General features: G+C 68.2%; 26 protein-coding genes. 7 read left to right on the top strand and 19 right to left on the bottom strand.

The annotated features are described in order from the left end of the window. Nucleotides 1-54: 54 nt before the first annotated feature. The 11 genes from ACFYT9_RS02835 to ACFYT9_RS02885 form a co-directional block, all read right to left on the bottom strand. Nucleotides 55-351, bottom strand: coding sequence for a hypothetical protein (locus tag ACFYT9_RS02835; protein WP_389160520.1), 297 nt, complete (start codon nt 349-351; stop codon nt 55-57). A 377-nt stretch (nt 352-728) separates the two neighbouring features. Next, nucleotides 729-1,037 (bottom strand): hypothetical protein, encoded by a 309-nt coding sequence (locus ACFYT9_RS02840; protein WP_389160522.1) that lies wholly within the window; start codon nt 1,035-1,037, stop codon nt 729-731. A 334-nt stretch (nt 1,038-1,371) separates the two neighbouring features. Continuing rightward, on the bottom strand, nt 1,372-3,264 hold the full coding sequence (gene drmB / locus ACFYT9_RS02845; protein ID WP_389160523.1) for a DrmB family protein: 1,893 nt from the start codon (nt 3,262-3,264) through the stop codon (nt 1,372-1,374). After that, nucleotides 3,261-6,728, bottom strand: a complete 3,468-nt coding sequence (locus ACFYT9_RS02850) for a helicase-related protein (protein WP_389160524.1) — start codon at nt 6,726-6,728, stop codon at nt 3,261-3,263. The genes drmB and ACFYT9_RS02850 overlap by 4 nt, the downstream gene beginning before the upstream one ends. After that, nucleotides 6,725-8,461 (bottom strand): NERD domain-containing protein, encoded by a 1,737-nt coding sequence (locus tag ACFYT9_RS02855; protein WP_389160525.1) that lies wholly within the window; start codon nt 8,459-8,461, stop codon nt 6,725-6,727. The genes ACFYT9_RS02850 and ACFYT9_RS02855 overlap by 4 nt, the downstream gene beginning before the upstream one ends. Further along, nucleotides 8,461-10,050 (bottom strand): hypothetical protein, encoded by a 1,590-nt coding sequence (locus ACFYT9_RS02860; protein WP_389160526.1) that lies wholly within the window; start codon nt 10,048-10,050, stop codon nt 8,461-8,463. The genes ACFYT9_RS02855 and ACFYT9_RS02860 overlap by 1 nt, the downstream gene beginning before the upstream one ends. After that, nucleotides 10,023-10,913: a hypothetical protein gene (locus ACFYT9_RS02865; protein WP_389160528.1), complete on the bottom strand. Its 891-nt coding sequence runs from the start codon at nt 10,911-10,913 to the stop codon at nt 10,023-10,025. Before ACFYT9_RS02865 ends, ACFYT9_RS02860 begins: the two co-directional genes overlap by 28 nt. 553 nt (nt 10,914-11,466) lie before the next feature. Beyond that, entirely contained in the window at nt 11,467-11,814 is a 348-nt protein-coding gene (locus ACFYT9_RS02870; RefSeq protein ID WP_389160529.1) for a hypothetical protein, read from the bottom strand. Continuing rightward, complete coding sequence (locus tag ACFYT9_RS02875; RefSeq protein WP_389160530.1) at nt 11,811-12,518, bottom strand: GntR family transcriptional regulator; 708 nt, start codon at nt 12,516-12,518, stop codon at nt 11,811-11,813. The genes ACFYT9_RS02870 and ACFYT9_RS02875 overlap by 4 nt, the downstream gene beginning before the upstream one ends. Continuing rightward, nucleotides 12,475-12,738 carry a hypothetical protein gene (locus ACFYT9_RS02880; RefSeq protein ID WP_389160531.1) on the bottom strand — a complete coding sequence of 88 codons (264 nt, stop codon included), beginning with the start codon at nt 12,736-12,738 and terminating at the stop codon, nt 12,475-12,477. Before ACFYT9_RS02880 ends, ACFYT9_RS02875 begins: the two co-directional genes overlap by 44 nt. A 271-nt stretch (nt 12,739-13,009) precedes the next feature. After that, nucleotides 13,010-13,288, bottom strand: coding sequence for a hypothetical protein (locus ACFYT9_RS02885; RefSeq protein ID WP_389160532.1), 279 nt, complete (start codon nt 13,286-13,288; stop codon nt 13,010-13,012). A gap of 78 nt (nt 13,289-13,366) precedes the next feature. Here ACFYT9_RS02885 and ACFYT9_RS02890 point away from each other — a divergent pair, with 78 nt between their 5' ends. Further along, nucleotides 13,367-14,125, top strand: coding sequence for a GntR family transcriptional regulator (locus ACFYT9_RS02890; RefSeq protein ID WP_389160533.1), 759 nt, complete (start codon nt 13,367-13,369; stop codon nt 14,123-14,125). 6 nt (nt 14,126-14,131) lie between these two features. Here the strand turns inward: ACFYT9_RS02890 and ACFYT9_RS02895 are convergent, their stop codons facing one another. Further along, nucleotides 14,132-14,599 (bottom strand): DUF4240 domain-containing protein, encoded by a 468-nt coding sequence (locus ACFYT9_RS02895; protein WP_389160625.1) that lies wholly within the window; start codon nt 14,597-14,599, stop codon nt 14,132-14,134. A 90-nt stretch (nt 14,600-14,689) separates the two neighbouring features. Between ACFYT9_RS02895 and ACFYT9_RS02900 the strand changes: the two genes are divergently transcribed. Together ACFYT9_RS02900 and ACFYT9_RS02905 are read left to right on the top strand one after the other, a co-directional pair. Then, the gene (locus ACFYT9_RS02900; protein ID WP_389160534.1) at nt 14,690-15,097 is read left to right on the top strand and encodes a hypothetical protein; all 408 of its coding nucleotides are present in this window, start codon (nt 14,690-14,692) and stop codon (nt 15,095-15,097) included. A gap of 90 nt (nt 15,098-15,187) precedes the next feature. Beyond that, nucleotides 15,188-15,478: a hypothetical protein gene (locus tag ACFYT9_RS02905; RefSeq protein ID WP_389160536.1), complete on the top strand. Its 291-nt coding sequence runs from the start codon at nt 15,188-15,190 to the stop codon at nt 15,476-15,478. A 224-nt stretch (nt 15,479-15,702) separates the two neighbouring features. On the opposite strand, the gene ACFYT9_RS02910 is transcribed toward ACFYT9_RS02905, so the two are convergent. Further along, on the bottom strand, nt 15,703-16,059 hold the full coding sequence (locus ACFYT9_RS02910) for a hypothetical protein (protein ID WP_389160538.1): 357 nt from the start codon (nt 16,057-16,059) through the stop codon (nt 15,703-15,705). A 94-nt stretch (nt 16,060-16,153) separates the two neighbouring features. Between ACFYT9_RS02910 and ACFYT9_RS02915 the strand changes: the two genes are divergently transcribed. Then, complete coding sequence (locus tag ACFYT9_RS02915) at nt 16,154-16,669, top strand: hypothetical protein (protein WP_389160539.1); 516 nt, start codon at nt 16,154-16,156, stop codon at nt 16,667-16,669. Between the two features lie 215 nt (nt 16,670-16,884). On the opposite strand, the gene ACFYT9_RS02920 is transcribed toward ACFYT9_RS02915, so the two are convergent. Next, on the bottom strand, nt 16,885-17,073 hold the full coding sequence (locus ACFYT9_RS02920; protein WP_387279891.1) for a hypothetical protein: 189 nt from the start codon (nt 17,071-17,073) through the stop codon (nt 16,885-16,887). 161 nt (nt 17,074-17,234) lie between these two features. On the opposite strand from ACFYT9_RS02920, the gene ACFYT9_RS02925 reads away from it, so the two are divergent. Then, nucleotides 17,235-17,750 (top strand): DUF4231 domain-containing protein, encoded by a 516-nt coding sequence (locus ACFYT9_RS02925; RefSeq protein ID WP_389160541.1) that lies wholly within the window; start codon nt 17,235-17,237, stop codon nt 17,748-17,750. Between the two features lie 66 nt (nt 17,751-17,816). Here the strand turns inward: ACFYT9_RS02925 and ACFYT9_RS02930 are convergent, their stop codons facing one another. Next, complete coding sequence (locus tag ACFYT9_RS02930; protein WP_389160542.1) at nt 17,817-18,575, bottom strand: GntR family transcriptional regulator; 759 nt, start codon at nt 18,573-18,575, stop codon at nt 17,817-17,819. Nucleotides 18,576-18,765: 190 nt separating this feature from the next. Between ACFYT9_RS02930 and ACFYT9_RS02935 the strand changes: the two genes are divergently transcribed. After that, nucleotides 18,766-18,987: a hypothetical protein gene (locus ACFYT9_RS02935; RefSeq protein WP_389160543.1), complete on the top strand. Its 222-nt coding sequence runs from the start codon at nt 18,766-18,768 to the stop codon at nt 18,985-18,987. A 58-nt stretch (nt 18,988-19,045) separates the two neighbouring features. Further along, the gene (locus ACFYT9_RS02940; protein WP_376598182.1) at nt 19,046-19,312 is read left to right on the top strand and encodes a DUF2277 domain-containing protein; all 267 of its coding nucleotides are present in this window, start codon (nt 19,046-19,048) and stop codon (nt 19,310-19,312) included. Here ACFYT9_RS02940 and ACFYT9_RS02945 read toward each other — a convergent pair. The 4 genes from ACFYT9_RS02945 to ACFYT9_RS02960 form a co-directional block, all read right to left on the bottom strand. Next, nucleotides 19,272-19,904, bottom strand: a complete 633-nt coding sequence (locus ACFYT9_RS02945; RefSeq protein ID WP_376598192.1) for a DedA family protein — start codon at nt 19,902-19,904, stop codon at nt 19,272-19,274. The two genes, ACFYT9_RS02940 and ACFYT9_RS02945, sit on opposite strands and share 41 nt — an antisense overlap. Nucleotides 19,905-20,223: 319 nt before the next feature. Further along, nucleotides 20,224-20,703, bottom strand: a complete 480-nt coding sequence (locus ACFYT9_RS02950) for a DoxX family protein (protein ID WP_389160545.1) — start codon at nt 20,701-20,703, stop codon at nt 20,224-20,226. 363 nt (nt 20,704-21,066) lie between these two features. Continuing rightward, nucleotides 21,067-21,717: an HNH endonuclease family protein gene (locus tag ACFYT9_RS02955; protein ID WP_389160547.1), complete on the bottom strand. Its 651-nt coding sequence runs from the start codon at nt 21,715-21,717 to the stop codon at nt 21,067-21,069. 1,189 nt (nt 21,718-22,906) lie between these two features. Further along, nucleotides 22,907-23,575: an HAD-IA family hydrolase gene (locus ACFYT9_RS02960; RefSeq protein ID WP_389160548.1), complete on the bottom strand. Its 669-nt coding sequence runs from the start codon at nt 23,573-23,575 to the stop codon at nt 22,907-22,909. Between the last annotated feature and the right edge of the window lie 115 nt (nt 23,576-23,690).

The following is a 23,690-nucleotide window of genomic DNA, read 5'->3' on the forward strand; positions in this document are numbered from 1 at the left end:
GTGTCGGACTGCTGCCCAAGGAGCTGCTGCCGCGACGGCTGGGGGCAGGGGCGTTCAACCGGATACAGCAGCCTGGCCCAGCTTCCTGAGCACGTCTTGCGGAGACAACTGTTCGTCTCGCATCTTCTTGTATCCGGCAACGACCTCATCCGGGTCCAGGCCTGCCGCTTGAGCCTCGTTGCGTAGGCCAGCAAGGTCGATGGCGTCCCTAAGCGCCTGCTTCGCGGCCTCAGCGTCCTGATGCTGCAACTGCTTGGCTGCTTCTTGCAGACCACGCTTCCACATATACCACCCTCCGCCGGTGCCGCCTGCGAAGAGGGCGCCAGCAGCGGCGAAGAAGAGAATGGGCATCTCAAATCCTTTCGTCACCATTCGTAGGCTGCCAGGTCTGTGACACCGTTGTGAGCAAGTCGGAGAAAGCTGACGATGCAGAGGCAGCGCTGAGTGTCTATCTGCGTGACAATCGTGACGCGCATCCTCGAACAAGCGTGAACGTCAGCGGGCCATCAGCGCAGGTGGCGGGCGTAGCAGCCCAAGGAAGACCGACACTCCAAGTTGCTTCGGGACGATGAGCTCGCCGTGCCACATCCGTGCCAGACCGTGCGGGGACCCACGGGGAACGAGGGGCATATCTAGGGCGCCTACACGGTGAAGCGGCCAGGACCGCAGCCATGCAGGTCAGACCGAAGCACACCCTCCCGCTCCTGTAAAGAGGCTGTTCAGTGCGTTCACCGGTTCCAGACCTCCTGGAACTCTTCGGCTGGGATGACCTCTAACGGATCCTCCTCGGGGTCGATCGCCTGATCCGTCAGGAAGCCGTGCTCGAGGTGTTCCCAGGCGTACCGGTGAAGTCGGCCAGCCGGAGTCAGCTCGGCCTGCATGATGGCAACCAACTCACCGCGGTCGGGTACGACCTCGAAGTACCACAAGCCCCCCTCCTCGCCGACGTGGCGGAAGTACTTCCGCAGGGTGGCTCTTTCGTCGAGGGACCGGAAGTGCGCCATGCGCTCCACCTTGATTTGCTCCAGGGCAACCATGGGATCATCGTGCCAGCGAACGCGTATAGTCGCGCCGTTCTGACATCTACAAGTGACATAAACGACCCTGGACGCCAGCACCCCTAGGTGGTCCTGCACCGCTGGCGTGGCCGAGTTGATCCCCCAGCTGTGCCGGGCACTGGCCGAACTCCTAAAGCTGTGGTTAGTGAGGCCGTGGACTATCTGTGGACTCGGCCCACCTGTTTTGCGACGAGCGTTGCCGCGACCTGCTGCGATACCAAACTCCCATAGGGCCTCCGGAACCGCTCAGATGCAGTGCCAGACGAAGGTGGTGTGCGTGAATGAGACGCTCACGCACACTACCAACTTGCTCTCAATTCGTGGCGAAATAACCGAGCTCGCTCTTTCCGAGCCCACCGACCACCAAGGCACGGTCAAGGAAGCGGTTGTACTCCTCGCACGCAGTCTCAGGAAGCAGCGCGCAGCCGTGGCAGGCGGCGAGGTTGCAGGATCCGAGGCCTTGGCCCTTGCTCTCGATGCACACCGGGTCCGAGGAGCACCATGCGGCGTGAGCCAGGGCGTTCTCCAGCACTCCTTCCAGCCGGCCGGGCTCGCCCATTCGAACTAGGCCGCCCAAAGTGCCTTCGGAGTCCCCGGCGGCGGTGTAGATGAGGATACCGGCCATGCCGTCCAAGCCGGGGCTCACGTAGAGGCGCTCCCTCAGGGAGGCCGAGCTGTAGCCGCACTCGTAGGTGAGCTGGTTGATGAGCAGGTGCGCCAGTGTGTGCAGGAGGATGAAGCGCGGCGACAACTCGCGCTTGGTCAGGCCGCGCTGTTCGGCCAGATCCGAGAAGCGCTGTGTGAGTAGTTCAGCCTGTGCCAGGACTGTCTGGTGCTCCTCCCAGGCACCCAGCAGCGTCGTGTCGAGTTCCAGGTATATGCCCTCGCCGCTGACAGTGTATGCCGGAAGCCAGTTGCCACCCGGGCGCGCGGGTGTGCGGCGCAGCATTGCATTGCGGGACGCGTCATCGTAAGAGGATTCCGCGAAAACGCGGTTGAAGCCCCATAGTACCCGAGTTTCGCGGAGCTTTTCTACAAGCCTTACGCGAGAAAAGGCGGAGGCCACGCTGGCGGCGTACTGTCCTCGAGGTTCGCGTACGACCAGTTCTTCGGACTCGATCGCACCGCGCAGCGTCTGGTACTCGGTGGCGCGGAATGGAGCTGGGTCCTGCGCGGATTCTGGCTCCTCTGTCTCTGAAGCTCCGGATTCGGACTGTTGCAGCACGGCCAGTGCGCGAGCGATCTCCTCGTCGCTGAAGTCGTCGAGGAGGAAGGCGTTACCCTGGGCCGCTTTCCGGAGCATGTGGACAGGCAGAGCCTCTCCCTTGTCAAGGAAGACCGTTGCCCTCTGCCGGGCCTGCACGATCACCCCGTCCTGGAGGACAGAGAGGACCTTTGGGTCGGCGGTCGACTCGGCCACCTCTGGCACGAAGATGGAGCTTTTCAGGAGCGAGTAATAGACGTTCGCGGCGCCGCGCAAACTTCCGCGGAGAGGGCTCCCGCACGGCTCCCCTTCGCGGTCGATCCCCAGCCAGGGCGCCCCGCCGCGGCACAGGTACGCCGGCCCGCCCGGCTCGAGCTCCTCCGAGAGGAACGTGGAAGGGCCGCTCTCGGCACTGCTCCTTGTTGATGTGATGCCTTCCAAGCTGCGGGTCGCGTTGCAGGAACAGGACACCCGTTGGGAGGCCAGAGTGCCGCCGCCGGAGGACCGCAGTGAGAGGCGGTGCCCCCGGCAGGAGGGCGACGCTGACTTGTGCGCCCATTCGAACCAGGGGAAGTCCTGGAGGTGCCCTCGCTCACAGATCGCAACAAAGGGCACCTGGGCGAAGAAGGGTTTGCGGCCGGAGGACTCATGCTCCTTGCAGGCCGGACGGTTCTCCTGGTGAAGCCGGTCCTTGGCCAGCTTGCGGCAGCGCGGGCAGAAGCCCCAGGTGGGGAATCGGAGTACCGGGACGGTGAGACCGGTGTTGACCCCGTTCTCAGAACGGGTGCGGTGGTCCGGGGGAGAGTAGAGCGCGTCGACACCGAGATGCTGTTCCAGGCGCCACTCGTGGATCCGGAACTCTTCCTGGTTGCGGTCGTCTCCGCGTGGAAACCAGTGGTCGAGGCCTGCCGTGATGACCGACGTCCCGTCGGACAGCACGTGCATGGCCCCGGGGCCGAACGGAGCGACCATCTGAGAGCGCCGGACCTTGCCGCGGATCATGACTGTCCTTCCTGGATCGCGTACTCCGAGGTGACCTCGATCTGGCATTCGGCGTCGACGCCGCGCATGGAGGAGGGGATCGCCCAGGTCATACTCTGCGCCTGCTCGTCCGCGTACTGGCCAAGGGGACGCAGGAGTTGGTCGCTGCTGACCGTGGGCCCGAAGTCGCCCCAGTGCCCGGGCTGCCACGCCTCCCACTCCTTGCGCATCCTGTCCAGGATGTCGGCTGTGCGGTCGGCTTCTTCGGAGTCGCAGAAGTCGACCCGGTCGAGGAGAAGCCTTCTGGCCGCTTCCCAGCCTTCGGTGGGGAACGGCTGAGGCTCAAGCGCCTCCGGTCCGGTCTGCCGGATGTAGGCAACCGCGACTGCGCGCAAGGCCCGGTCTAGGGCGGGCGGGGCGAATGGGGTGGAACTGGTCGGTTCGACCTGCGCGTACAGGCGTTCGTGGTAGCTGCGGAAGCGCTCAAAGTGGCTGCGGTCGCGGGGCTTGCCGGCCCCGTACAGGGTGACGACCAGTCCGGGAATGCGTCGTCCGACGCGACCGGTGACCTGGATGTACTGGGAGGTGCTCTTGGGCTGGCCGACAACGGCCATGAGGGAAAGGCGGGGGATGTCGATGCCGACCTCAATCAGACTGGAGGCCAGGCAGGTGTCTACGGCCCGCTGCTCGTCCGTGAGCTGCCGCTCGAGCTTCTGGATGGCTTCGGGGATCTGGTCCTGACGGAGGCGGCTGGTCATCTCCTCGACCCAGTTGAGGTAGCGCATCCCGGTGCGGTACGTCTCTGAGCGGTTGTTGATGGTCCTCAGGTAGTCGGGGATGTCGGACTGCATGAGCGACAGCGAGTTGCCGAGCTCGCGGAGGCTGTTGAAGAAGGCAAGCAGCGTCCACCAGGGGTCACGGAGGCCTTCGGGAAGTTCCTTGGCGGCCTGGAGCAGAGCGGCGAACGTGCGGACCTGTGTGGTCTGCATGGAGCCGAGGGCAGGGGCGTGCACGCCGATGTAGCGCCGCCCTGGCTTAAGAGTGCCGGTCTCCGGATCGCAGTCGTAGACGGCGAAGAAGGAGTCGGAGGCATCGATGCCATGCGGCGGGAAAAGGTGGACCTGCTCCCGGCCGTAAAGGGCCTTGACCTGCTCCTCGTGCCGCCGAATCGTCGCGGTGGAGGCGACGATCTTGGGAAGGATGCGCGCGCCGTCTCGCCTGTCGGTGCACAGTTCTTCGATAACGCCCTCGTAGAGGCCCGTGAGGGAGCCGAGCGGACCGGCGATGAGGTGCAGCTCGTCCTGGATGATCAGGGAGGGGGGCGAGTAGGCCCGGGAGCCGTCCGAGCCGAGGCCGTCGGCTCCGAAGCCGAACAAGGCCCTTGCTTTGGGCCGCCAGGCAATCAGGGCGAACTTGTCCACCGTTCCGATCACGAGCGTCGGCCGGTGCTCGTAGAGGTCATCGTCAACCACGTAGACGGGCAGTGGCGAGTCCTCCGCGGAGAAGCGGCACTCGTTGTCTGGGCAGATGAAGCGCACGGTCCCGCGGTACTCCGTGTACCCGGCTACGGGTGTGCGGGCTGCTGCTCCGGTGCGCCGACCGGTCCTACGGCGGCGCTGCCCGGGCGCGGCGTCATCCTCCTGGCTGGGGACGGGGCCCATTTGAGCCGCGCACCAGGGACAGCGCAGCAGCAGGAACGGGTTCTCCTGCTCTCCGCGGTGGAGCCTGCCAAGTGCTGACTTCGCATCCGCGCGTCGGTTGGGAGTGGTTTCGCCACCCACCCAGATCCCGATCGAGAAGGGGACCGTTCCGAGGTCCGGCGTGTCTGCGCGCAGCTCCTCAAGCGCACAGACGAGAGCGGCGGCACGCAGGAATTGCTGAGCGGTCAGCAGACGCAGCGTATAGCGCATGAGGACGGTGACACTCGTGTCACCAGGGTCACGCAGACGACGGAGCAGCATAGTGAAGGCGGACAGTCCGAGATAGGCCTCAGTCTTGCCACCGCCGGTGGGGAAGTAGATGAGGTCAACAACCTCGCGGTCGTCATGGAGGGGATCGGCACTTGAGGGGATGGCGGCCAAGAGGAACGCGATCTGGAAGGCACGCCAGTTCCCCTTGCCCTTGCGGCGGCCCTCGTTCTCGTCCGGCTGAGCCCCATCCACCTGGAACCGCCCGTCGACGGACCGCGTCGGGCGCAGGTCGGCCCCGGAGCGCAGCTGCTGGCGCAGCATGGCACGGTTCGCCATCCGGAAGGCACGGCCCACGTCGCTCCGGGCATCACGGACCAGTTCGAGCCCTTCCCGCATCCGGCCCAGAGCCTTGCGGCAACCTTCGATATGCTGCGCGGCAGTCGGCCGAAGCCGCTCGTCGAGGCCGACAGCCTTCGCTTCAAGTCCCTCGATCCACTCCGCGTACGCGCCGACGACCTGCTCCAGACGCTCAGGACCGCCAGGGCCGTCCCCGGAGAGCTGCTCCATAGAGACGGTGAGCGGGCTGCCGTTCTGCCGGATCTCGGGGGTGATGCTGGGTGCCTCGTACCAGGGCAGAGGGTCGGCCTTGGCCCAGGCGGCCCGGCCCTCTGTGGGGTCGGCCCAGTCCGCGGCGCAGCCATGCCCTACGGCAAAGGTCCGTGCTTCCCGGTAGAGCAGATTGAACGAGGCATCGTCCGGGTGCGCCTCGGCTTCAGCCGCCTCCGGGTAGGGGGCGAGCCACCCGCCCTGCGGCTCGACGGTCATCTCGGCCTGGAACAGGCTCACAGCATCGAGTGGCTGGGTTCCGGGGGCCGTCCGGTTGACGAGGGCGACTGTGATCAGCCTGCCGTCCTCATGGCTGCGCACGTTGACGATCAGCTCCAGGTCGAGCCCGTCAATGCCGCGCGAGGCATCCGCGTCCGGCTGCGGCTTCCGCAGGACCCGGTTGGCCGGGGCGATCTCGTCCGCTGACAGCTCCCAGACCGCCGTAACGGGGCTGCGCACCCACCACCGCCGCGCATCGCCCGCCACAGACACGTTCTGGCGCCGGTAGCGGCCTCCTGTGAAAACGATGCGGAGAGCCGTACCGCTCCCGCCCGCCAGCATGAACGACAGGCCTATGGTGCTGGGACGCCGGTCGTTCGCGCCAGCGAGGTCGAAGTCGTCGTCCTCGGGCGGCCCGCCAACCGTGCGCTGTGCAGCTTCCTGGAGGCCCTCGAATACCTTTCCGTCGAGCTCACCGTCCACGAGACCGACGACGACCGTGCGATCCTCGTCCGCGGGCTGAGCAGTGCTCTCGGCGGGGTACAGGACACCGACGCCGTACCGCACCAGCGGGGCCCGGTCCAGGATTTCCTCTCCGGACTCGGGCTCCACCCAAGGGCCTTGAGCTGCCTCCCAGTTGTCGAATGATTCCCGGTCGAGGGACTTGCCGGCGGGCGCAGGACCGAGCAGCTCGGCCCTCAGGGCGTCGATAACGTCCTCACGCGGACCGAGGTGGTCGCTGATGGTCATGCTTCCTTCTCCTTAAAGACCTGCTCGCGGAAGCCGGGACGTGCTTTCTGGGACATCAGCACCGTGAGTTCGTCCCTGGCGCGGGAGGCGCCCACATAGAAGAGCGTCTGTTCGCGCGCCGACCCGAAAGAGGCGATATCAGTGAGGATGACCGCTGGGGAGTCCAGGCCCTTGAACGCGTGCACTGTCCCGTACCGCACCGCCCCCGGCCGCGGGAGGCTGAAGGGCACGAGCCGGTTCCGCCAGCGGGGGTCCTGGCAGCTGCCGGCCGCGCTCTGGTCATTGCGCAGCGGTGACAGGACGACGACGTCCTCGGGCCGGAACCCCTCGCGGGTGAGCTGGGTGAGCCTGTCCGCCAGTAGCCGCTGTTGTTCCTCGCTGTCCGTCCACCACAGGTGCTCTGCGGTCCGGTCGTTGGAGGGCCGCAGCGTTCCGGCATAGCCTGGGTCAAGGTCGGACGTCGCTTCTACGTAGAAGGTGATGTCGGGGACACTTCTGCAGTTGTGACGCAGTATGAATACCGCTGGCTCACCCGCCGTCCGCTTGTGGAGGGCTTCTATTCCCTCGCCGTCGGAGTCATAGAGGGCCTGGCGCGTGAAGTCCCCGAACGCCAGCCACTGACCACTAGACAAACCTCCGCGCAAGGAGGAGTCGAGCACGTTGAGGTAGGACTCGCGCATCAGATCCTGTGCCTCGTCGATCACCAGCACGTCGAACGGCGGGCCATCGCGCTCCAACAGGGCTTCCAGGGCGAGGTCGGGAAGCTCTTCGGTGAAGTACCTGTCGTCTCCGCTTGCCGCGGGGCGTGCAGAGGGCGCCAGTCCTGTCATGTAGGAGTGAAGGTGAGCCGCCGTGATCCCATCCACCCCGGCGGTCTCTTCTTTGAGCCAGTGGCCCAGCTGCCGGTTGAAGCAGCACAGCAAAACTCTCTGACCGTTCCCGGCGAACCGCCGTGCCGCCTCCACCGCCACGAACGTCTTGCCCGTCCCTGCGGCACCGCGTACAAGGCATCGCCGGTTGGCGGCGATCATGTCGAGTACCTCGTACTGCTGCTTCGTGAAGGTCTGCGTCTCCCGCTCCATCCGCTGCCGCCGCAGCTTGGGCGGTTCGGCGAATTCGAATGAGGGCCGCAGCGCCTCCAGGATCCGGTCGGTCTGGCCGGTGTCAGGAGCGGCGGATGACGGGGTGAACCAGCCGGCTGTGGGAGTCGAGGTGAGGTGCGCACGGTGAGCGTCCAGGACCCCGGCGATCAGCGTGGAAATGGGGCGGCTGTGCAGAGCCACCGTGTCGATCGCCTGCCATGAGTGCCACTCCATGGGGCCCGAGACCGCGAACCGGCTGTGCGTGAACAGCACCGCTGACGTCATGGGTACAGCTCCGAGCCCACCGCCGTGGCCCATGATCTTGTCCTTGACCGCGTGCATGGCCTCATCGGCCTGTTGGAAAGGGCTCCTCAGGCTTAGCGGCTGGCTGCCCAGACGCCACTCACCACTCGGGAGGCGCCTGACCTGCTGATGGGCCTTCACCTCTAGGACTACGAGTCCCTTCCCGGGCACGATGATGACGAAGTCTGCTTCACCCTGGATCTGTCGCGGATGGTTGGCGATTCCCAGCGAGTGCAACACTACCCAACCTGCCGTGCCAGGGTCATCGCGCAGCCGCTGAAATACTGCTTTCTCCCCGGGACTTGGGGTGGTTTCCGGGTCGAAAGCCGACGGGATCATGCGCGCCATCAGAATACCTCCGAGGTGCGGAGCCGACAGAGATAGTGCGGGGGTACGCACAGCTGTCCGGGGAGGAGGGCGTCGACCAGAGCTGCCCGCGCGCCCGATTCTGTGTCGTCCAGGGGGATCTCACACCAGCGGTCCGCCCAGAGCTGCTGCCACAGATTCCCGGAGACAGCACGCTGCACAGCCTCGGCGTAGCTCCGCCCGGCACTGCGGTGTGCGTGATCGATTCGGCCGAGAGCCACCCAAGCGTCCCGTGCCTCCCCCTCGCGGCCCAGGTACGCCATGACGACAGCGAAGTCATCTTTACGCCTGGTTCTGATGCACCAGGGACTCGTCCAGTAGTCCAGGTTGGTTGTCACCGCGCCGCGCGCCACCAAGTCCTTCGCAACCCCCTGACGACCATCTGGGTGCTGGGCAATGCGATCGCCCAGCTGGGCTTTCCACCCCTGTTGTAGCGCGCGAAGCGTAGGTGCGTCCTTGCCCAGGACGGCATCGGCCCGCTCGATCAGGCTCTGATAGTAGGAGCTACCGCGAAGTACGACGTAGTCGCCGACTGAAATCGAGGCCCCGTCGACGGCCTCGACAGACGGCTCATCATGCCGATCCGGCTCAATCAATAGGATTTTGTGAACGCCGGATTCCAGGGGCAGCAAGACATATGAACCGTCAGCGAGCAGAGCCGCACGGGCCTCCACCCCCTCATGGTCGCCTGAAACACTGTCCCGCAGAGCTTCGCTGGGAAGTCCTGCAACAGCATCCTGTGCCAGGGAAGCGGCATCGACATCCGTCAGCAGGGACTCCGCCATCTCAGGCGTCGCATCACCCGCGAAATTGGACGGTGTTCCGACTGTCTTCGTGCCGCGACGACGTACACGTTTTGGCATGGTGCCGCGAAGCACAGGCCCCTCGTCGAATAGCGGCTGTATGCCAAGCGGTTCGCGGTAGAAGTCATAGTGGATCAGGCCGAGCCGCGCTGCTCGGGGAGCATTCAGCACACCCGGCGGAAGCCAGCCGACCGGTCCAACAACCACGGCCGAGTCATATACCTCAGCCCCCAACAGGTCGCTGACCGTGCCAATCTCCATTGGATAGTGGATCACGCCAAAAGCGCGGACAATGGCGTCCTGGTAGAAGCGGTTGGTCACTGCCACAAGCGAGGTGCCCTTGCGGCCAGACGACAGGAACGTCATAACCCCGGCCGCAAGCGGATTGGAGCAGTCCGATCCCAGGCGGGTCAGAGCCTGCGCAGCGGCGGACAGCTGGCGCACCAGGTTGCCATCCGCAGCCTGCCGCAAGCGAGCGCTAATGCTTGCCAAACTGCGCGCCGCCTCCTCAAGCCTGAGATCCAAGCTATTGAGGGGCACCGGCACGGTACCGAGGAGCCACCTGACGCGCCGGATCTCGACGCAGGCTTGCCTCCACAGGTCAGAGCTCTCCAACTCCCCTACTGCACGCAAAAATGCCGACGCTGCCAGCATGAACGAGTGAACTCCTGAGTGGTGCACAGGCTGTTCCTCAATAATGCAGTCGGCGTGCCGGTAGACCTTGTCTGCCTCCGACAAACTCATCGCGCCGCCCCCCTGCCCTTCCATGCCAGCAGTTCAACTCCCGGAGGAATCCGGATGCCAAGGTCTCTGGGCACATCGACGTCGGCCACGCTGCGCCTTCGGTTTTCGTAGAGCCCGTCCGCGGCGGCCAGTGCTGACGGGCTGGTGCGCTCGACCACGGCCACCGTCACGCCTGCGAGGCCGGCTCCAAGCCACCGCCGAACCGTTGCCGCACCGTCGAGCACGGCCACAGCCGGCTGGCAGGATCGCACCACATCGCGGTGCTCCTCCGGATCGCCCCGGCTCGACAGCACCACACTGCGATAGTGGGATCCAGGCGAGCGGACTGTGCGCAGACGCAGGAGCTCCTGCAGGGGCAATGCCGGTCCTCCGGCTGCTCCAACGACGAGCTGGGCTTCAGTCAGGACCGTGTTCCTTACCCCCACCACGACGCTGTGCAGCGAGCAGCGTCCGTAGAAGTCGGCCATCTGTCCGGGCAACAGCTTCTCGGCGCCGACGGGTATTTCAAGCTCTTCGCTGAAGCGGTTGCTACCCCTGTAGTCCTCCGGCCGGTCTGGCCAGCGAAGCAGTTGGAGCCGGTAGTCGTCTGCCGGAAACCACGAAATCGGTCCAGGACGCCGACCAGGACTCTTACTGCCTGCGAGTTCATAGACCCGCCCATGATGGTTTTGAATCGCCCCGCCGAACACTCCCGTGTACACGCGCCGTCCCTGCCCGGGACCCTTGACCGGGATGACGCGAACGCAGTTGCCGACAGGCAGGCATTTGGCCTGCTCGAAGTTCTGCTCCGACTCCGCAGGGACCACTTCTGTCTGGGACGCCCGGTTCACAACCCCATAGGTCAGCAGCACCGCGAGGTAATCACGCGTCGGAACGGACAGCGCCACTAACGCGGTTGATCCTGCCTCGCGTAGGCCTGCCGCCCAGTACCCGACCTCCGAGAACCATGCCGCCCACTCAGGCAGCCTCTCCCACCTGTCGCCGACCAAGATGGACGCGCTACGGAGCGACGTCTTGCCTCTTGTCACCGCCCCCAGCCCCCAGCCCCCACCAAGAGAACATCTCTGAGCACCGCCATCGAAGGTATCCCCCGCTAGCGGTGCGTGGATACTACAACATCTTCACGTTTAAACTACCCCTGCTTCACTCTTTGAGGTGACGGGTGACACGGAGGGAACAGTCCTTGCAGGAGTGGCCGGTAAGGGCTGCGGCAACGCCGTAGACCTGTCGTGCGCCATCCGGGGTTAGCCCTACGCCACTCCCTGGCCCCCTCCCCCGGCTTCCCCAACGCGTGGACCATCTGCGGACTGGGATGGGTCGTTGGATCGGTCGGAGGTGCGTTACCTGCACGAATAGCCCGGCCCGAAGCGGCCTCCTGAGCCGTGTGCACGAAGCCCCGGGCCTTGGCCCGGGGCTTCGTGTCGTTGTGGCGCGTGGCTGTTAGCCGAAGGCACCTGCCGGCAGGTGGGGGACCTCGTTGCTGTCTCCGTGGTTGGAGGTGCCCAGCGTCGGGAGGCGGTGGCCGCGGCTTGCGGCTACGCGGAGTGCGTCTCGCAGAGCGCCGGTGAGATCTGACGCCACGAGACGGAGTTCTTCCGGGGCCGTCGACTCGTCGGCGAGTACCTCTTGGGCGTGCTCCAGGAGCTCGGCGGCGACGTCGAGTTGGACGGCTTCGGTGCGGTCGGCCAGGCGGGACAAGGGGCCGTTGGAGCCGTCGGTGCTCAGGAAGCAGGGCTTGCCGTCGGGTCCCGACCATGGGAGGAGTCGGAGCTCGTTGTGAGGCGTCATCCTTCGGCCCTTCTGCCTTCGGGCGTGTGGTGGGTGGTGAAGGCGGCTTCCGCGCGGTCGCCGGGGAGGGCCAGGAGTGCGGCCTCGACGACGCGGCCGGCGGTGTCGGTCGCTACGCGGGTGATCGCCAGAACGGCGAGGGTCGGGCTGATTCGGAGGGTTGCCGCTTCCACTGGGGTGGGGAGGCGAGCGCAGAGTCTCTCCTTGACCTCGGCCAGTGGCGTCGCCACGGTTGTGGGCCAGGTCGACTCGTCGGGTATGACAGTCGGCGCCAGATCGCGAGGGATGTAGACGTGGGACAGGCTGTGCGGCGAGGTTCCGTCGTGACTCAGGCACTGGAATTCGGTGAGGGGACTCCCAGCCGGTACGCGCAGCAAGACGGACAGGTGGCCGCGCGCCCGGATTTTGGTGGTCCGGACGCTGATCTGCAAGCCCGGAGTGGGCAGTGTTGGGCCGCCGCCGAGATACGTGATCCTGCGAAGAGGGGGGCGGACGAAGTTGCCCTTGCCGTGGACCTTTTCGACGAGGCCTTCGGCCTGGAGGAGCGCGAGGGCGCTCCGTAGGGTCGGCGTGCTGACCGTGTAGCGGGCGGCGAGCTGGGCTTCGGAGGGGAGGCGGTCGCCGGCCTTGATGTGGCCGGTCGAGATCTGGGCCCTGAGGTCATCGGCGATGACGTGACGGCGAGAGGCCACGGCGCTGATCACCAACTCTCTGCATCCTCAGGGCGATGAGCCGGGTTCGGGAGTGCATGGTCAGCAGTTCGCCCGACTCGAAGAGGAGGCGCTTTGCGCCGCCCGGAAGTTGGATGAGGTCGGCCACGCGGCACGGCTGGCCGCCGATCTGGATGACATCGCCCCGCTGGACGTTGGCCGAGGTGATCTCGACGTTGGAGGCCAGCGCGCCGCTCGGCGTCCAGCTCTTCATGAGGTCGCCTCCTTCGGTGCTTCCCGGTCGGCCGCCGGGTGGCAGGGGCAGTCGCACGCCTCGTAGATCACGGGGACGCCGACCGGTGCCAGGGACGGCGAGGACTGCGCGCACTCGTGGTGCGTGCCGATCCGACACGAGCTCGATCGGTAGGGGACGGCTTTCGCATGCATCAGTTGACCTCCGGCGGCACGAAGCGCGGCGGTCCTAAGGGGCGCACTCTGGTGCGCCCAACTGCGCGGCGGATACGGTTCAACACGCTGATCAGCTCCTATCGCTGATGGCCAGGTCCCCGGACATCGCGCGTCGCGGGGACCGTTCCGTGTACGGCGGCCCATAAGGTGCGGCCGTTCAAGCTGCTGGCCTGGAGCCCGAATCGATCGGCCTCCGCCACCACTTCCAAGGCCTCCCGCCATGTCTCGGCGGGGAGCGATTCCGGCACCTCCGCTTCGATCCACATGTGACGGGCGTGCTCCTCCACGCGCGTGGTGAGTCCGAGGGCGGACAGCCGGGCGGCGATGTCCTCCGCGCTTGCTGCCGAAGCGGGCACAGGAGAGCCTCCGTCGCCAGGGATCACGTTGCGTGAAGCTAGTTAACTAGATTAGGGCTAGTGGACTAGATTTTCCATATGCCTGAGCAGCAGCCGCCGTATCTCCGCATCGCTGACGAACTCCGGCGGAGGATCGCGGAGCACGAGTGGGGGCCCGGAGACCGGCTCCCCTCGCGTGCCCAGATCGGCCAAGAGTGCGGCGTCGGCGAGAACGTCGTCCGCCGGGCGCAGGAGCTGCTGATCTCCCAAGGGGTCCTGGAGGGGCGGGCGGGATCCGGAACGTACGTCGCGGAGCCTCGTCAGCGTGTGTGCGTGGTCCGCTCGTCAGCGCGCGAGCAGGGCGGTGGTTCGCCGTTCCGGGCCGACATGAAGGCCTTGGGTAGGCAGGGGGACTGGGAGAGCCGGACCGAGGCCAAGGTTCCGGCGCCGGCGGAGATCGCCGCACGGCTCGGCATCGCCGAGGGCGACCTGTGTGTCCGCACGGTGTACGAGTTCCTCGCCGACGGACGGCCCGTGCAGTTGTCCACGAGCTGGGAGCCGTACGACCTCACCGGCGGAACTCTCGTCGTCCTTCCCGAGGGCGGGCCACACGCCGGGGCTGGCGTCGTGAACCGGATGGCCGAGATCGGCATCACGGTCAGCCATGCCGTCGAGCAGCCCGAACCGCGTCAGGCCACCGCCGAGGAAGCCTCACTCCTCGGGATCCAGAAGGCCGCGCTCGTCACGCACATCCGGCGCACCTACTACAGCGACCAGGGGCGACCCGTGGAAACGGCGGACATCGTCGTGCCCGCCACCCTGTGCGAGATCGTCTACGAGATCCCCATCGCGCGGTAGTCCGGTTCAGCCCTGTAGGTAGGGCCATCCGTCCTGGTTGGAGTAGCTCTCAAAGCAGTACCGGGTCAAGCGGTCCCACTCCTTGCCGGTGGCCAGTTCGTACGCTTTGTCCGGTATGGATAGCAGCCATTCACCGTCGTACTCGGTGGAGGTGTACGGGGCGAACTTGTCGACGTCGAAGAAGACGCTCTCCCACACGGTTTGGCCTGCGGCTACGACGGCGCAGCGTGTGTACAGGAACACGTCGGACGATTGCGGGAACGGGCTGCCGTCTCGATCTGTCAGGTCGACCACGGGGAGGGTTCCGAACTTCTCCTGGTCCAGGCGGTAGAGGGCCTCGGCGTGACGTTCGGCGAAGCCGATGATGTCGGGGATGGGGCGGCGGCTCAGCTCCTCGGCAAGGCGCTGGCAGCTCCCTTGGGTTGCTTCGCCGTCCAGGGTGGCTATCAGTGCCCAGAAGTCGGCCCATGTCATTCTCACTTGCGCAGGATGTCAGGGCGGTCTGACATCAACGAGAGCGCACAACCGAACTGGGTTGTCAGTGCTTCGGCGTACCTTTTCGCCATGGTGAACAGACCACCTGAGAACTGGCGTGCCTGGATGGCGGAGGTGGCCCGCGATGTCGAGGCCGGGATCTTGGGGCCCGAGTGTGCCGGCGGGGCGGAGATGTACCCCGAGTCCTTGCTGAGGGCGACGGATTCAGTGTTGGAGGCGTTCGAGGCGGAGGTACGTGGGCTCCTGGGGCCCTCCGACGATGAGGTCTTTGGAGCGGTCGAGAGGGTTGTTCTCGCGCTCAATGCTGTCGACGGCGACGCGAGCCACGGTGGCGCCGGCTACTGCACTGAAGAGCGGGAGCAGCTGTGCGAGTACATCGATCTCACCTTGGGGGAGCGCGGTGTGGACGTGGCTGCTCTGGCAGCGAGGAGGGGCATCGATCGTGCCGAGATCACGGACGCCTGGCGCGACTGGTGACCACCGTTTCCTGAGCTTCCGTCGGTGTCTGTGTATGAAGACCGAGCCCCTGTCTCGGCACCTTGCCCGTGCGGCGGCATCATGATTTCCATGACTTCCGGAACCGGCTCAGCGCCGATCGAGAGCACTCATGTCACGGCCGCCGTTGAGGGCACGGCGCTCCGCTTCACCTGGGATGCCGATGCCCGGATCGAGGTGCGGAACCTCGGGGCCGAGGTCGTCATCGAGGCGAATGCCGCGGGGCTAAGGACGCTTGCCGGGCATCTTCTGGTGCTGGCAGGCGAAGGAGTTCCCGATGGAGCCCATCTGCACCTCGAAGACAGCAACGGGCTGGAAGACGGGTCCGTCGGACTGGTCCTGGAGCGCAGCGACGAGGAGTGACTGGCCACTCGTAGCCGCCGCCGGAGCTGACATCCAAAACTGACATCAACGACGGCGGATGACGGTGGTCGTACGCGGTTTGCCGTGGCGGAGGTGACCAGCGATCGGCCCCTGGTGAGAGCGCCCCGCACGAGCTTACAAAGCAGATGTCGGCGGTTCGAAACCGTCCGCGCCCACCAGTTCAAAGGCCCCTAGCCGATCATGGCTGGGGGCCTCTGGCGTTCCTAGTGGTGGTGGGCGAGCACCCGCTGTTGTTCGTCCTGCCAGGTCCAGGCGGCTGGGCGCGTGAACGGCTCGGTTCTGGCGAGGGTGGAGAACTGGTCGGACGGCTCCCGGGTGGCCTTGTTCACCACGAGTGCCGAGAGCATCGGTGAGCGGCCGTCATCGTTGTGGTGGAGGCAGACGTCCTTGAGCAGGTAGGTCATGACTCCGCGGTGAGGTGGGATGGAGCCGAACCCCTGGTCCGCCAGCTCGGCGCTCAGCTCCCCGTACGTGATGGTCTGATGCCGGTGGGCCCGCTGCCGGAGAATATCGACGGCCGCCTCGACCGCTGCTGGGTACTCCGGGTCCTTGGTTCTCATTGCCGTCCCCCCTCAGCTGGTTCTGAGTCTCGCGCGCATCGTAGGAGCGAGGGACACTGTTGCACGGTTACGGGCACGGTTCAGGAGGGGGACGGTGGGCGAATTCCGGTTTAGTTGGGAGCTGCGTGGCGCCGGGGGTGTCACGTATCGGATCGACGACGGTGTTTCGGAGCATGAGACTCTGATCGGCTACTGCACGGACGCACTTGCCGACCTGCTGTACGCCATGACGGGGCTCTACGGGGACTCGTTCGGTGAGCGCTTCTCGTTCGACCGCGAGCCCATGGAGACGAGGTGGCTGCTCCGGCGTCGGGGGGCTGACGTGGCCATCGACATTTTCGAGTTTCCGGACGGGGGAACGAGCTGGGGTTCGCCCGACGAGACAGGCGGCATCCTTCTCTGGAGCTCCACCCAGCCCCGTGGCGTGCTGTGCCACGCGGTGAAGGAGGCGGCCGAGGGCGTACTGCGGGAGCATGGTGAGGAAGGGTATCTGGAGAAGTGGATGCGGCACCCGTTTCCTGTTGCCGCCTTGCAGGATTTGCGGCGCCTGCATCGGCGAGGCGACGACTGCCGGTATGAGGAGTGCCGGAGCGATTCTGGGGGCTGGTGACTTACAGGGGGCATGCACGATGCGAGGTTTGATGAGCGTCTGCCGGACGAGGAGTTGGAACTCAGAACGCTGTTTATGTGGCGTTCCTCGGTGGGTGCCAGCTCGGGATTCCGGCGGTCGTTTGCCGGCCGGCGTCAGAATGTGTTGGCGTCCGCCAGTGCAGAGGCCCCGGGCCGGTCATGGTCCGGGGCCGTCGGCGTGGGTGGGGGCGAGGGCTACTTGATGACCTCGACCTTCTTGTCGCCCGCGGACTTGGCCAGGGTGAGGGGCTTGACCGTGCCCGTTTCGCGGTTGCTCGCGTCGGTGGTGGTGGAGGTGGGGGCGGTCAGGAGGGTGGCCAGGGCGGCGGCTGTGGTGGCGAGGAGGGCTATCGCGAGGCGGGTGCGGGTGGGTGACGTCGTCATGACGGCTCCTGTGGTGGCGTGGTGGTGGCGGGGGGAACGTATCGTGCCGGGGCCTTCGGGGGAACGGGGGCTGTGAGTTGACCGGTGGGGCCGCGGGCCGGTGTACTCCGGGGATGGTTGACGTGGGGGACGCGCCTGAAGTCGGCGTGAGTGGTGGGGACATGACCGCGCAGGGGTACGTCGAGGGGCGGCTGGCGCAGTACCAGGAGTGGTACGACGTCAAGGCCACGCGGATGAAGGCGATGCATCTGCGGATGCGTACCGTGTCCGTCGTGGGCGGGGCGCTGGTGCCGGTGTTCGTGAATCTGGACGCGGGGTTCGCGCGGGTCACCGCCACCGTGCTGAGCGTGGTCGTGGTCGCGGCGGTGTCGCTGGAGAGCGTCTACCGGTATCGCGAGCAGTGGAAGAACTACCGGTCCACCGAGCAGCTGCTCGGGCACGAGCGGGTCTACTTCGAGACCCGGGTCGGGCCGTACCGGGAGCTGTCCAAGCGGGAGGCGTTCACCCTGCTCGTCGCCCGGGTCGAGAAGGCCATCGCCAACGAGAACGCCGCCACGCTGAACGTGATGACGCTGGGTGGGCAGGTCAGCGCCGATCTTCAGGGGGGTGGGAGTGGGAGTGGGCAGGGGAAGGGGGAGGTTCCCGCCGCTCGGGAGGTGCGAGTTCGGGAAGGGTGAGCTCGGGGAGTCTGAGCTCGGTAGGGGTGAGTTCGGGAGGGTGAGGGGGGTGGCTTCGGCGAGTTCTCACGCGTCGAAGTCGTATTCCAGGATGTAGGACGACGCGTCCAGGGTCATCTCGTTCAGCTCGACCGGCCGGCCCTGGTCCGTGAAGGCCGTGCGGCCGATGAGGACCACCGGGGTGCCCGGGGGGAGGGTCAGGCGGTCGGTCTCGTCCGCCGTCGGCATCCGGCAGCGGATCTCCTCGCGGAAGCGGACCGGGCGGTGGCCCAGCTCGCCGAGGCGGGCGTACGTGCCGCCGGGGCCCGTGTCGGGGCGGGCGACGGGCGTGCCGCGGACCAGGTCGGCGGAGAGGTACGAGACCGAGAGCAGGACCGGCTTGTCGTCCAGTACGAAGCGGCGGCTGCGGACGCAGACGGGGGCGTGCGGCGCCAGGTCCAGGGCGTCCGCGATCCGGCCGCCCGCCGTCTCCTCCGACACCACGATCTGGTCCACCACCAGAGCCCGGTTCTCCACCTCCGCCGCCCACACCGAGCGGCCGCCGCCCCAGCCGTCCCCGGCGAGGCGCGGGATGCCGCGGCGGCGCAGCGGGCGGAAGGCACGGACGAAGACGCCGGCGCCCCTGCGGGCCTCCGTGAGGCCCTCGCCGCGCAGGACCGCGAGGGCCTGGCGGGCGGTCATCCGGGCCACCTCGTAGGTGGACATGAGGTCGTTCTCGCCGGGGAGCCGGTCGCCCGGTGCGAAGTCGCCGGACTCGATCGCCGTCCTCAACTCATCCGCGATGCGCTGGTACTTGGGGCGACGAGTGCCGTCCTGGTCGGTCACGGGTGGACCACTCCCTTCGTCTGCGGGACACCCTAAGGGGCTCCCCGCGGCCAGGGTGCGCACCTGTGCGCCGTCCTGCCCTCGTGATCCATCCATCGGGGGACATCTCTAGAGATACGTTGACAGGGCGGGGTCTCCACGTTTCCCTAGGTGTCCCCATGCAGCGTGCGGGACGGGACGGAGGGGTTGCGTGCAGCCAGTGCCCGAGGTCGGCGACCTCGTCCGTGACACCGCCACGGGGCGGGTCGGCTTCTTCGTGCGGAGTGTCTCCGGGCGCTTCCTGATCCGCGCCGTCCACGGCAGCGGCGAGTGGGAGGCCGAGCCCGGCGACGTCCAGCTCGCCACGCCCCTGCGCGAGCTCCGCGCCCGCGCCGCCGAGATCAACGCGCGCAGCCGGCGTGGCCTGAACTGAACCATGCCGCTCCCGGCGCCGCCCCGCCGCTGTCAGCGGGGCGCGTCACACTGGAGGCATGTGCCGCAGCATCAAGACGCTCCGCCCGCCCGTCCTGCCCCATGAGGCGACTCAGGACGACATCCACGCCGCCGCGCTCCAGTACGTTCGCAAGGTCTCCGGCTTCCGCGCCCCCGCCGCGCACAACCGGGAGGTCTTCGACCGGGCCGTCGAGGAGATCGCCGACGCGACCGCCCGGCTCCTCGCCACCCTGGAGGTGAGAGGAGCGCACCACCACCCTCAGGTCAGGACGCCGGAGCCGGAGCCGCGCCCGGACGCCGTATGAGGTAGCCGGCCAGTCCGCCCGCCAGCAGCAGCGCCAGGGTCGAGACCCCCGCGCTGAACCAGGTCGCGCCCAGCCACGCGCCGCCCAGCCAGCCGAGCCCGACGCTGTACGAGGCCCAGATCACCGCCGCCAGCGCGGACCAGGGCAGGAACTCCTCGGGGCGCCGCCCCGCCGCGCCCGCGCCCAGGGAGACCACGGAGCGGCCCGCCGGGGCGAAGCGGGCCAGGACGACGATGAAGCCACCGCCCCGGGCCAGGGCGGTGCCGAGACGTTCCCGCGCCACGGTCAGGCGGCGGGAGCGGGCTATCGCGCCGTCCAGCCGCCGGCCGCCGCGCAGCGCCAGCCGGTACGCCAGGAAGTCGCCGAGCATCGAGGCCGCCGCCGCGGTGAGCAGCAGCGGCAGGAGGGAGGGGACGTCCGCGGGGGCCGTGGCCGCGCCGAGGGAGGCGGAGGCGGCCGTGGCGGCGGAGATCACGAGGAAGCCGCTCGGCAGAACGGGCAGAAAGACGTCGAGCAGGATCGACGTCGCCACCACCGGATAGATCCACGGGCCCGCGGTCAGCGACCTCAGCGAGCCCATGCTGTCGAGCAGATTCACAGGGCCAGAGCCTACGCGCCGATGCGCCCGGCCTTGCCGGGAGGCCCCCCGCCTGTGTCGGGTGGGTGCCTGGGGCCCGTCGGGTGGGGGTCTGGTTGCCGCCTGATGGGGCCCGGTTGCCGTCTGGTGAGGGCCGGGGCCTCGCCTGACGCCCCCCGGGGCCTCGCCTGACGGCTAGGGCCCGTCGAGCCCCCGTCGGGTGTGCCGACGGGGGCCAGAGAGCGGGTTGCGCGGGGAAAGCGAAGGGGAAGCGGAAGGCGCAGGGGCAAGGGCAGGGGAGCGGGGAGGGGGTGGGGGAGAGCGGGGGTGGTGGTCAGGCGGCGACCGGGGCGCCCTGCTTCTCGGTGCCGTGCGCGTTCGGGTCGCGCTGGGATGCCTTCGCGGCCTTCTGGCCGAAGAGGGCGTCGAGCGCGAGGCCGCCGGGGCCCGTGAAGATCAGCAGGGCGAAGGTCCAGCAGAAGAGGGCGGACAGCTCGCCGCCGTTCTGGAGCGGGAAGAGCGCTTCGGACTGGTGGGCCCAGAAGTACGCGTACGCCATCGAGCCCGACGCTATGAAGGCCGCGCCGCGCGTGCCGAGGCCGAGGAGGACGAGGCCGCCGCAGACGAGCTGGATCACCGCCGCGTACCAGCCGGGCCACGCGCCGACGGCGACGGTGCCGCCGCCCTTCGCGCCGCCGAGGATGCCGAAGAGCGAGGCGGCGCCGTGGCAGGCGAAGAGCAGGCCGACGACGATCCGGAAGAGGCCGAGCGCGTAGGGCTGCGCCTGGTTCAGGCGGTTGGTGAGGGTGCTCATGGTGGGGGTACTCCTTCGGCCGGCCCGCCCCGGGGAGAGGGCGGGTACGTGGGGGACTGGTACCGAACGGCCGCCAGGTTAGGCTCACCTGAGTTGTACTTGCAAGTTCAAACATCTCCTTTCGTGGGGCGCGCCTGAGGGAGGGCCGTCTGGTCTGGACCAGGGTGGCTCAGGTCTGGACCACAGGCGCGCCGAATTCACGCCGTTTCTTATGTGTTGCTTACGTGGTACTGGGGTGGCGCTTGTGTGCCGCCCGTTGCTGCTTGTCGGTGCTGGAGTCCGCGCTCGTGCAGCGCGCGAGTTGTGCCGGTGTCGCGCCGGTGCGGTGCTCGCGCGGTGCTCGCGGTGTCAGGAGGCGTGTGGTCAGCAGCCGTTGAGGACGGACTGGAGGGCACTCTTCTCCGCGGAGTCGACGCTGAGCCCGTAGTGGTGCTTCACGTGCACCCAGGCGCGGGCGTACGTGCAGCGGTACGCCGTGCGCGAGGGCAGCCACTTGGCGGGGTCGAGGTCGCTCTTGGCCTGGTTCACGTTGTCGGTCACGGCTATGAGCTGCGGCCGGCTGAGGTCGTTGGCGAACGCCTGGCGCTGGCTGGTGCTCCAGGAGTTGGCGCCCGAGCGCCATGCCTCGGCGAGCGCGACGACGTGGTCGATGTCGAGGTCGGAGGCGGCGGTCCAGGTGGCGCCGTCGTACTGCGAGTACCAACTGCCGCTGACCGAGGCGCAGCTGGAGTCGGTGACGACGCCGGAGCCGTCGCGCTTGAGGACGGTCTCCCGGGTGTTGCAGGCGCCGGACTGGGTGATCCAGTGCGGGAACAGGTCGCGGTTGTAGCCGGTGAGGGAACCTTCCGCCTTCACCGTGAGGGCGGCGAGATAGGTGCGGGCGGTCGCGGCGCTGACCGGGGTCGGCATCGCGGCCTGCGCGGAGGGCGCGGTGGTGACGAGGCCGGTGAGGGTGAGGGCGGCGGTGGAGGCGAGCACGGCGACTCGACGCGCGTAGACCTTGCCGACGGGCATGGGGGAACTCCCTTGATTCGGTGGGACCTTGGCGGTTCGGCCGGTCCCGTGCGTACCGGGCGGCGCCCGGTCATCGTGGCGGCGCGAGGTTTCGCTGCGGGGTGCGCCAGGTAACAGAGTGGCGACATGGACACGTCACATCAAGGGGTGTGCCGCTTTCTGACGGGGCATCGGATTCCGCCGGGCTGATTCCGTCGGGCCGATTCCCCCGGATGGGATGTCCGTCGGGCCCGACTCCGCCAGGCCCGATTCCGCCGGATCTGCTTTCCGTCGGGGCCCCGATCCCGGGCAGGACGAGGCAGGGGCAGGGGCAGGGGCAGGGGCAGGGGCAGAGAGGCAGGAGGGGCCAGGAGGGCGGGGGAGTAAGGGGAGGGCGGGCGCCATCTCCCGCCTGCGGGAACGCGGTGGGCGCGAGGGGGGTGAGGGTGCCCGGCGTGGGCCGGGCGTGGTGGCCGCCCGGGGTGGTCGGACTGGTTCGGTACGACTCCGAGGGTGGGCGCGCCGTGAGGTGCGGCGGACCGCGGCAGGCGGGTCGGGCGGCGGGACGGCCTGGCGGCGGTGAGGGCGCCGCCGAGGGGGAGGTCCTCGGCGTGTCGCCGGCTGTGGCGTCGGGCGGTATGCGGGCGCGCCGCCCGCGCGGGCCGTACGGACGGGCGGCTCGGGCTGTGCCGTACGGCGGCCCGAGGCGGGCGTGTCGTCCTGCCGTGGGGCTCAGGGGTGGGCGTGTCGCCGGGTGCGGCGTCGTACGGGGGCGCGGTCGACCCTGCGCGGCGCCACACCCGTCGCGGACGTCGGAGGCGGCCGGGGGTACGCCCTGGCGAGCCTCCTGGAGTGTCGCCCCGCCCCTGAAGGTGAGCTCCTCGCCCCTGCCCGGGGGCGTCCCGGGGCCCGGACCCGCGCCCGCGGGACGGCGGCGCGCTCGACTCCCGGGTCGGGGGCGGGTGCCTGCGCCTTGGCGGGGGCGGGCGCGTCGTCGCGCCCGCCCGCGTACCACCGGTGGGTAGGTCAAGTGTGGGCCGTCGGTGCCGGGTCCGTCCTCATGCCCGGCGGCGGCACCGCTCGGGAGCGGGCTCGGAGCGGGCTCGGATCGTCGGGCCGGCGCCCTCGCGTGGCGCAGCGGCCGCGCCGTCAGGCCCTCGGGGCCCCGTGTCCGGGCGCCGCTCCGGCCCGCCCGTGGCGGGGTGGGCCGTCAGGCGCCCGGCGTGCTCAGCGTGATCGTCCCGTCCGGGGTGCTGGTGACGTGGAGGGAGGTCAGGTCCGGGACGTGGAGGTCGGGGGACTGGGCCGCCGCGCGCGGGCCCACGCCCACGACGCGCATGCCGGCGGCCTTCGCCGCCTGGATGCCGGCCTCGGAGTCCTCGAAGGCCACGCAGTCGGCCGGGTCGACGCCCAGCTCGGCGGCGCCCTTGAGGAAGCCCTCCGGGTCCGGCTTGCTCGCGCCGACCTGCTCGGCGGTCACCCGGGTCACCGGCATCCGCAGGGCCGCCGCGCCCATCCGGGCCTGGGCGAGGGCCTCGTCCGCCGAGGTCACCAGGGCGTGCGGGAGCGACGCGATCGCGTCCATGAAGACGGGGGCGCCGGCCACCGGCACGACGCCGTCGATGTCGGCGGTCTCCTCGGCGAGCATCACCGCGTTGTCCGCGTGGTTCTCGGCCATCGGGCGGTCCGGGAGGAGGACCGCCATCGTGGCGTAGCCCTGGCGGCCGTGCACCACCTTCAGCACCTCGTCGGCGTCCAGCCCCTGGCGGTCCGACCAGCGGCGCCAGCAGCGCTCCACGACGGCGTCCGAGTTGACCAGGGTGCCGTCCATGTCGAGCAGGAGGGCGCGGGCGGTGAGCGTTGCCGGGGTGGCGGCCATGGGGGTCTCCAGGGGGGTGGTGCGGAGAACGAAGCGGTCCCGCCCGCCGGTCAGGGGGTGCGGGCGGGGCCACTTTGTTTCTTCACGATACAAAAACGAGGGCGGTCTTGGCCAC

Source organism: Streptomyces sp. NPDC004435 (genome assembly GCF_042873895.1).
In the GTDB taxonomy this organism is placed as follows: Bacteria; Actinomycetota; Actinomycetes; order Streptomycetales; family Streptomycetaceae; genus Streptomyces.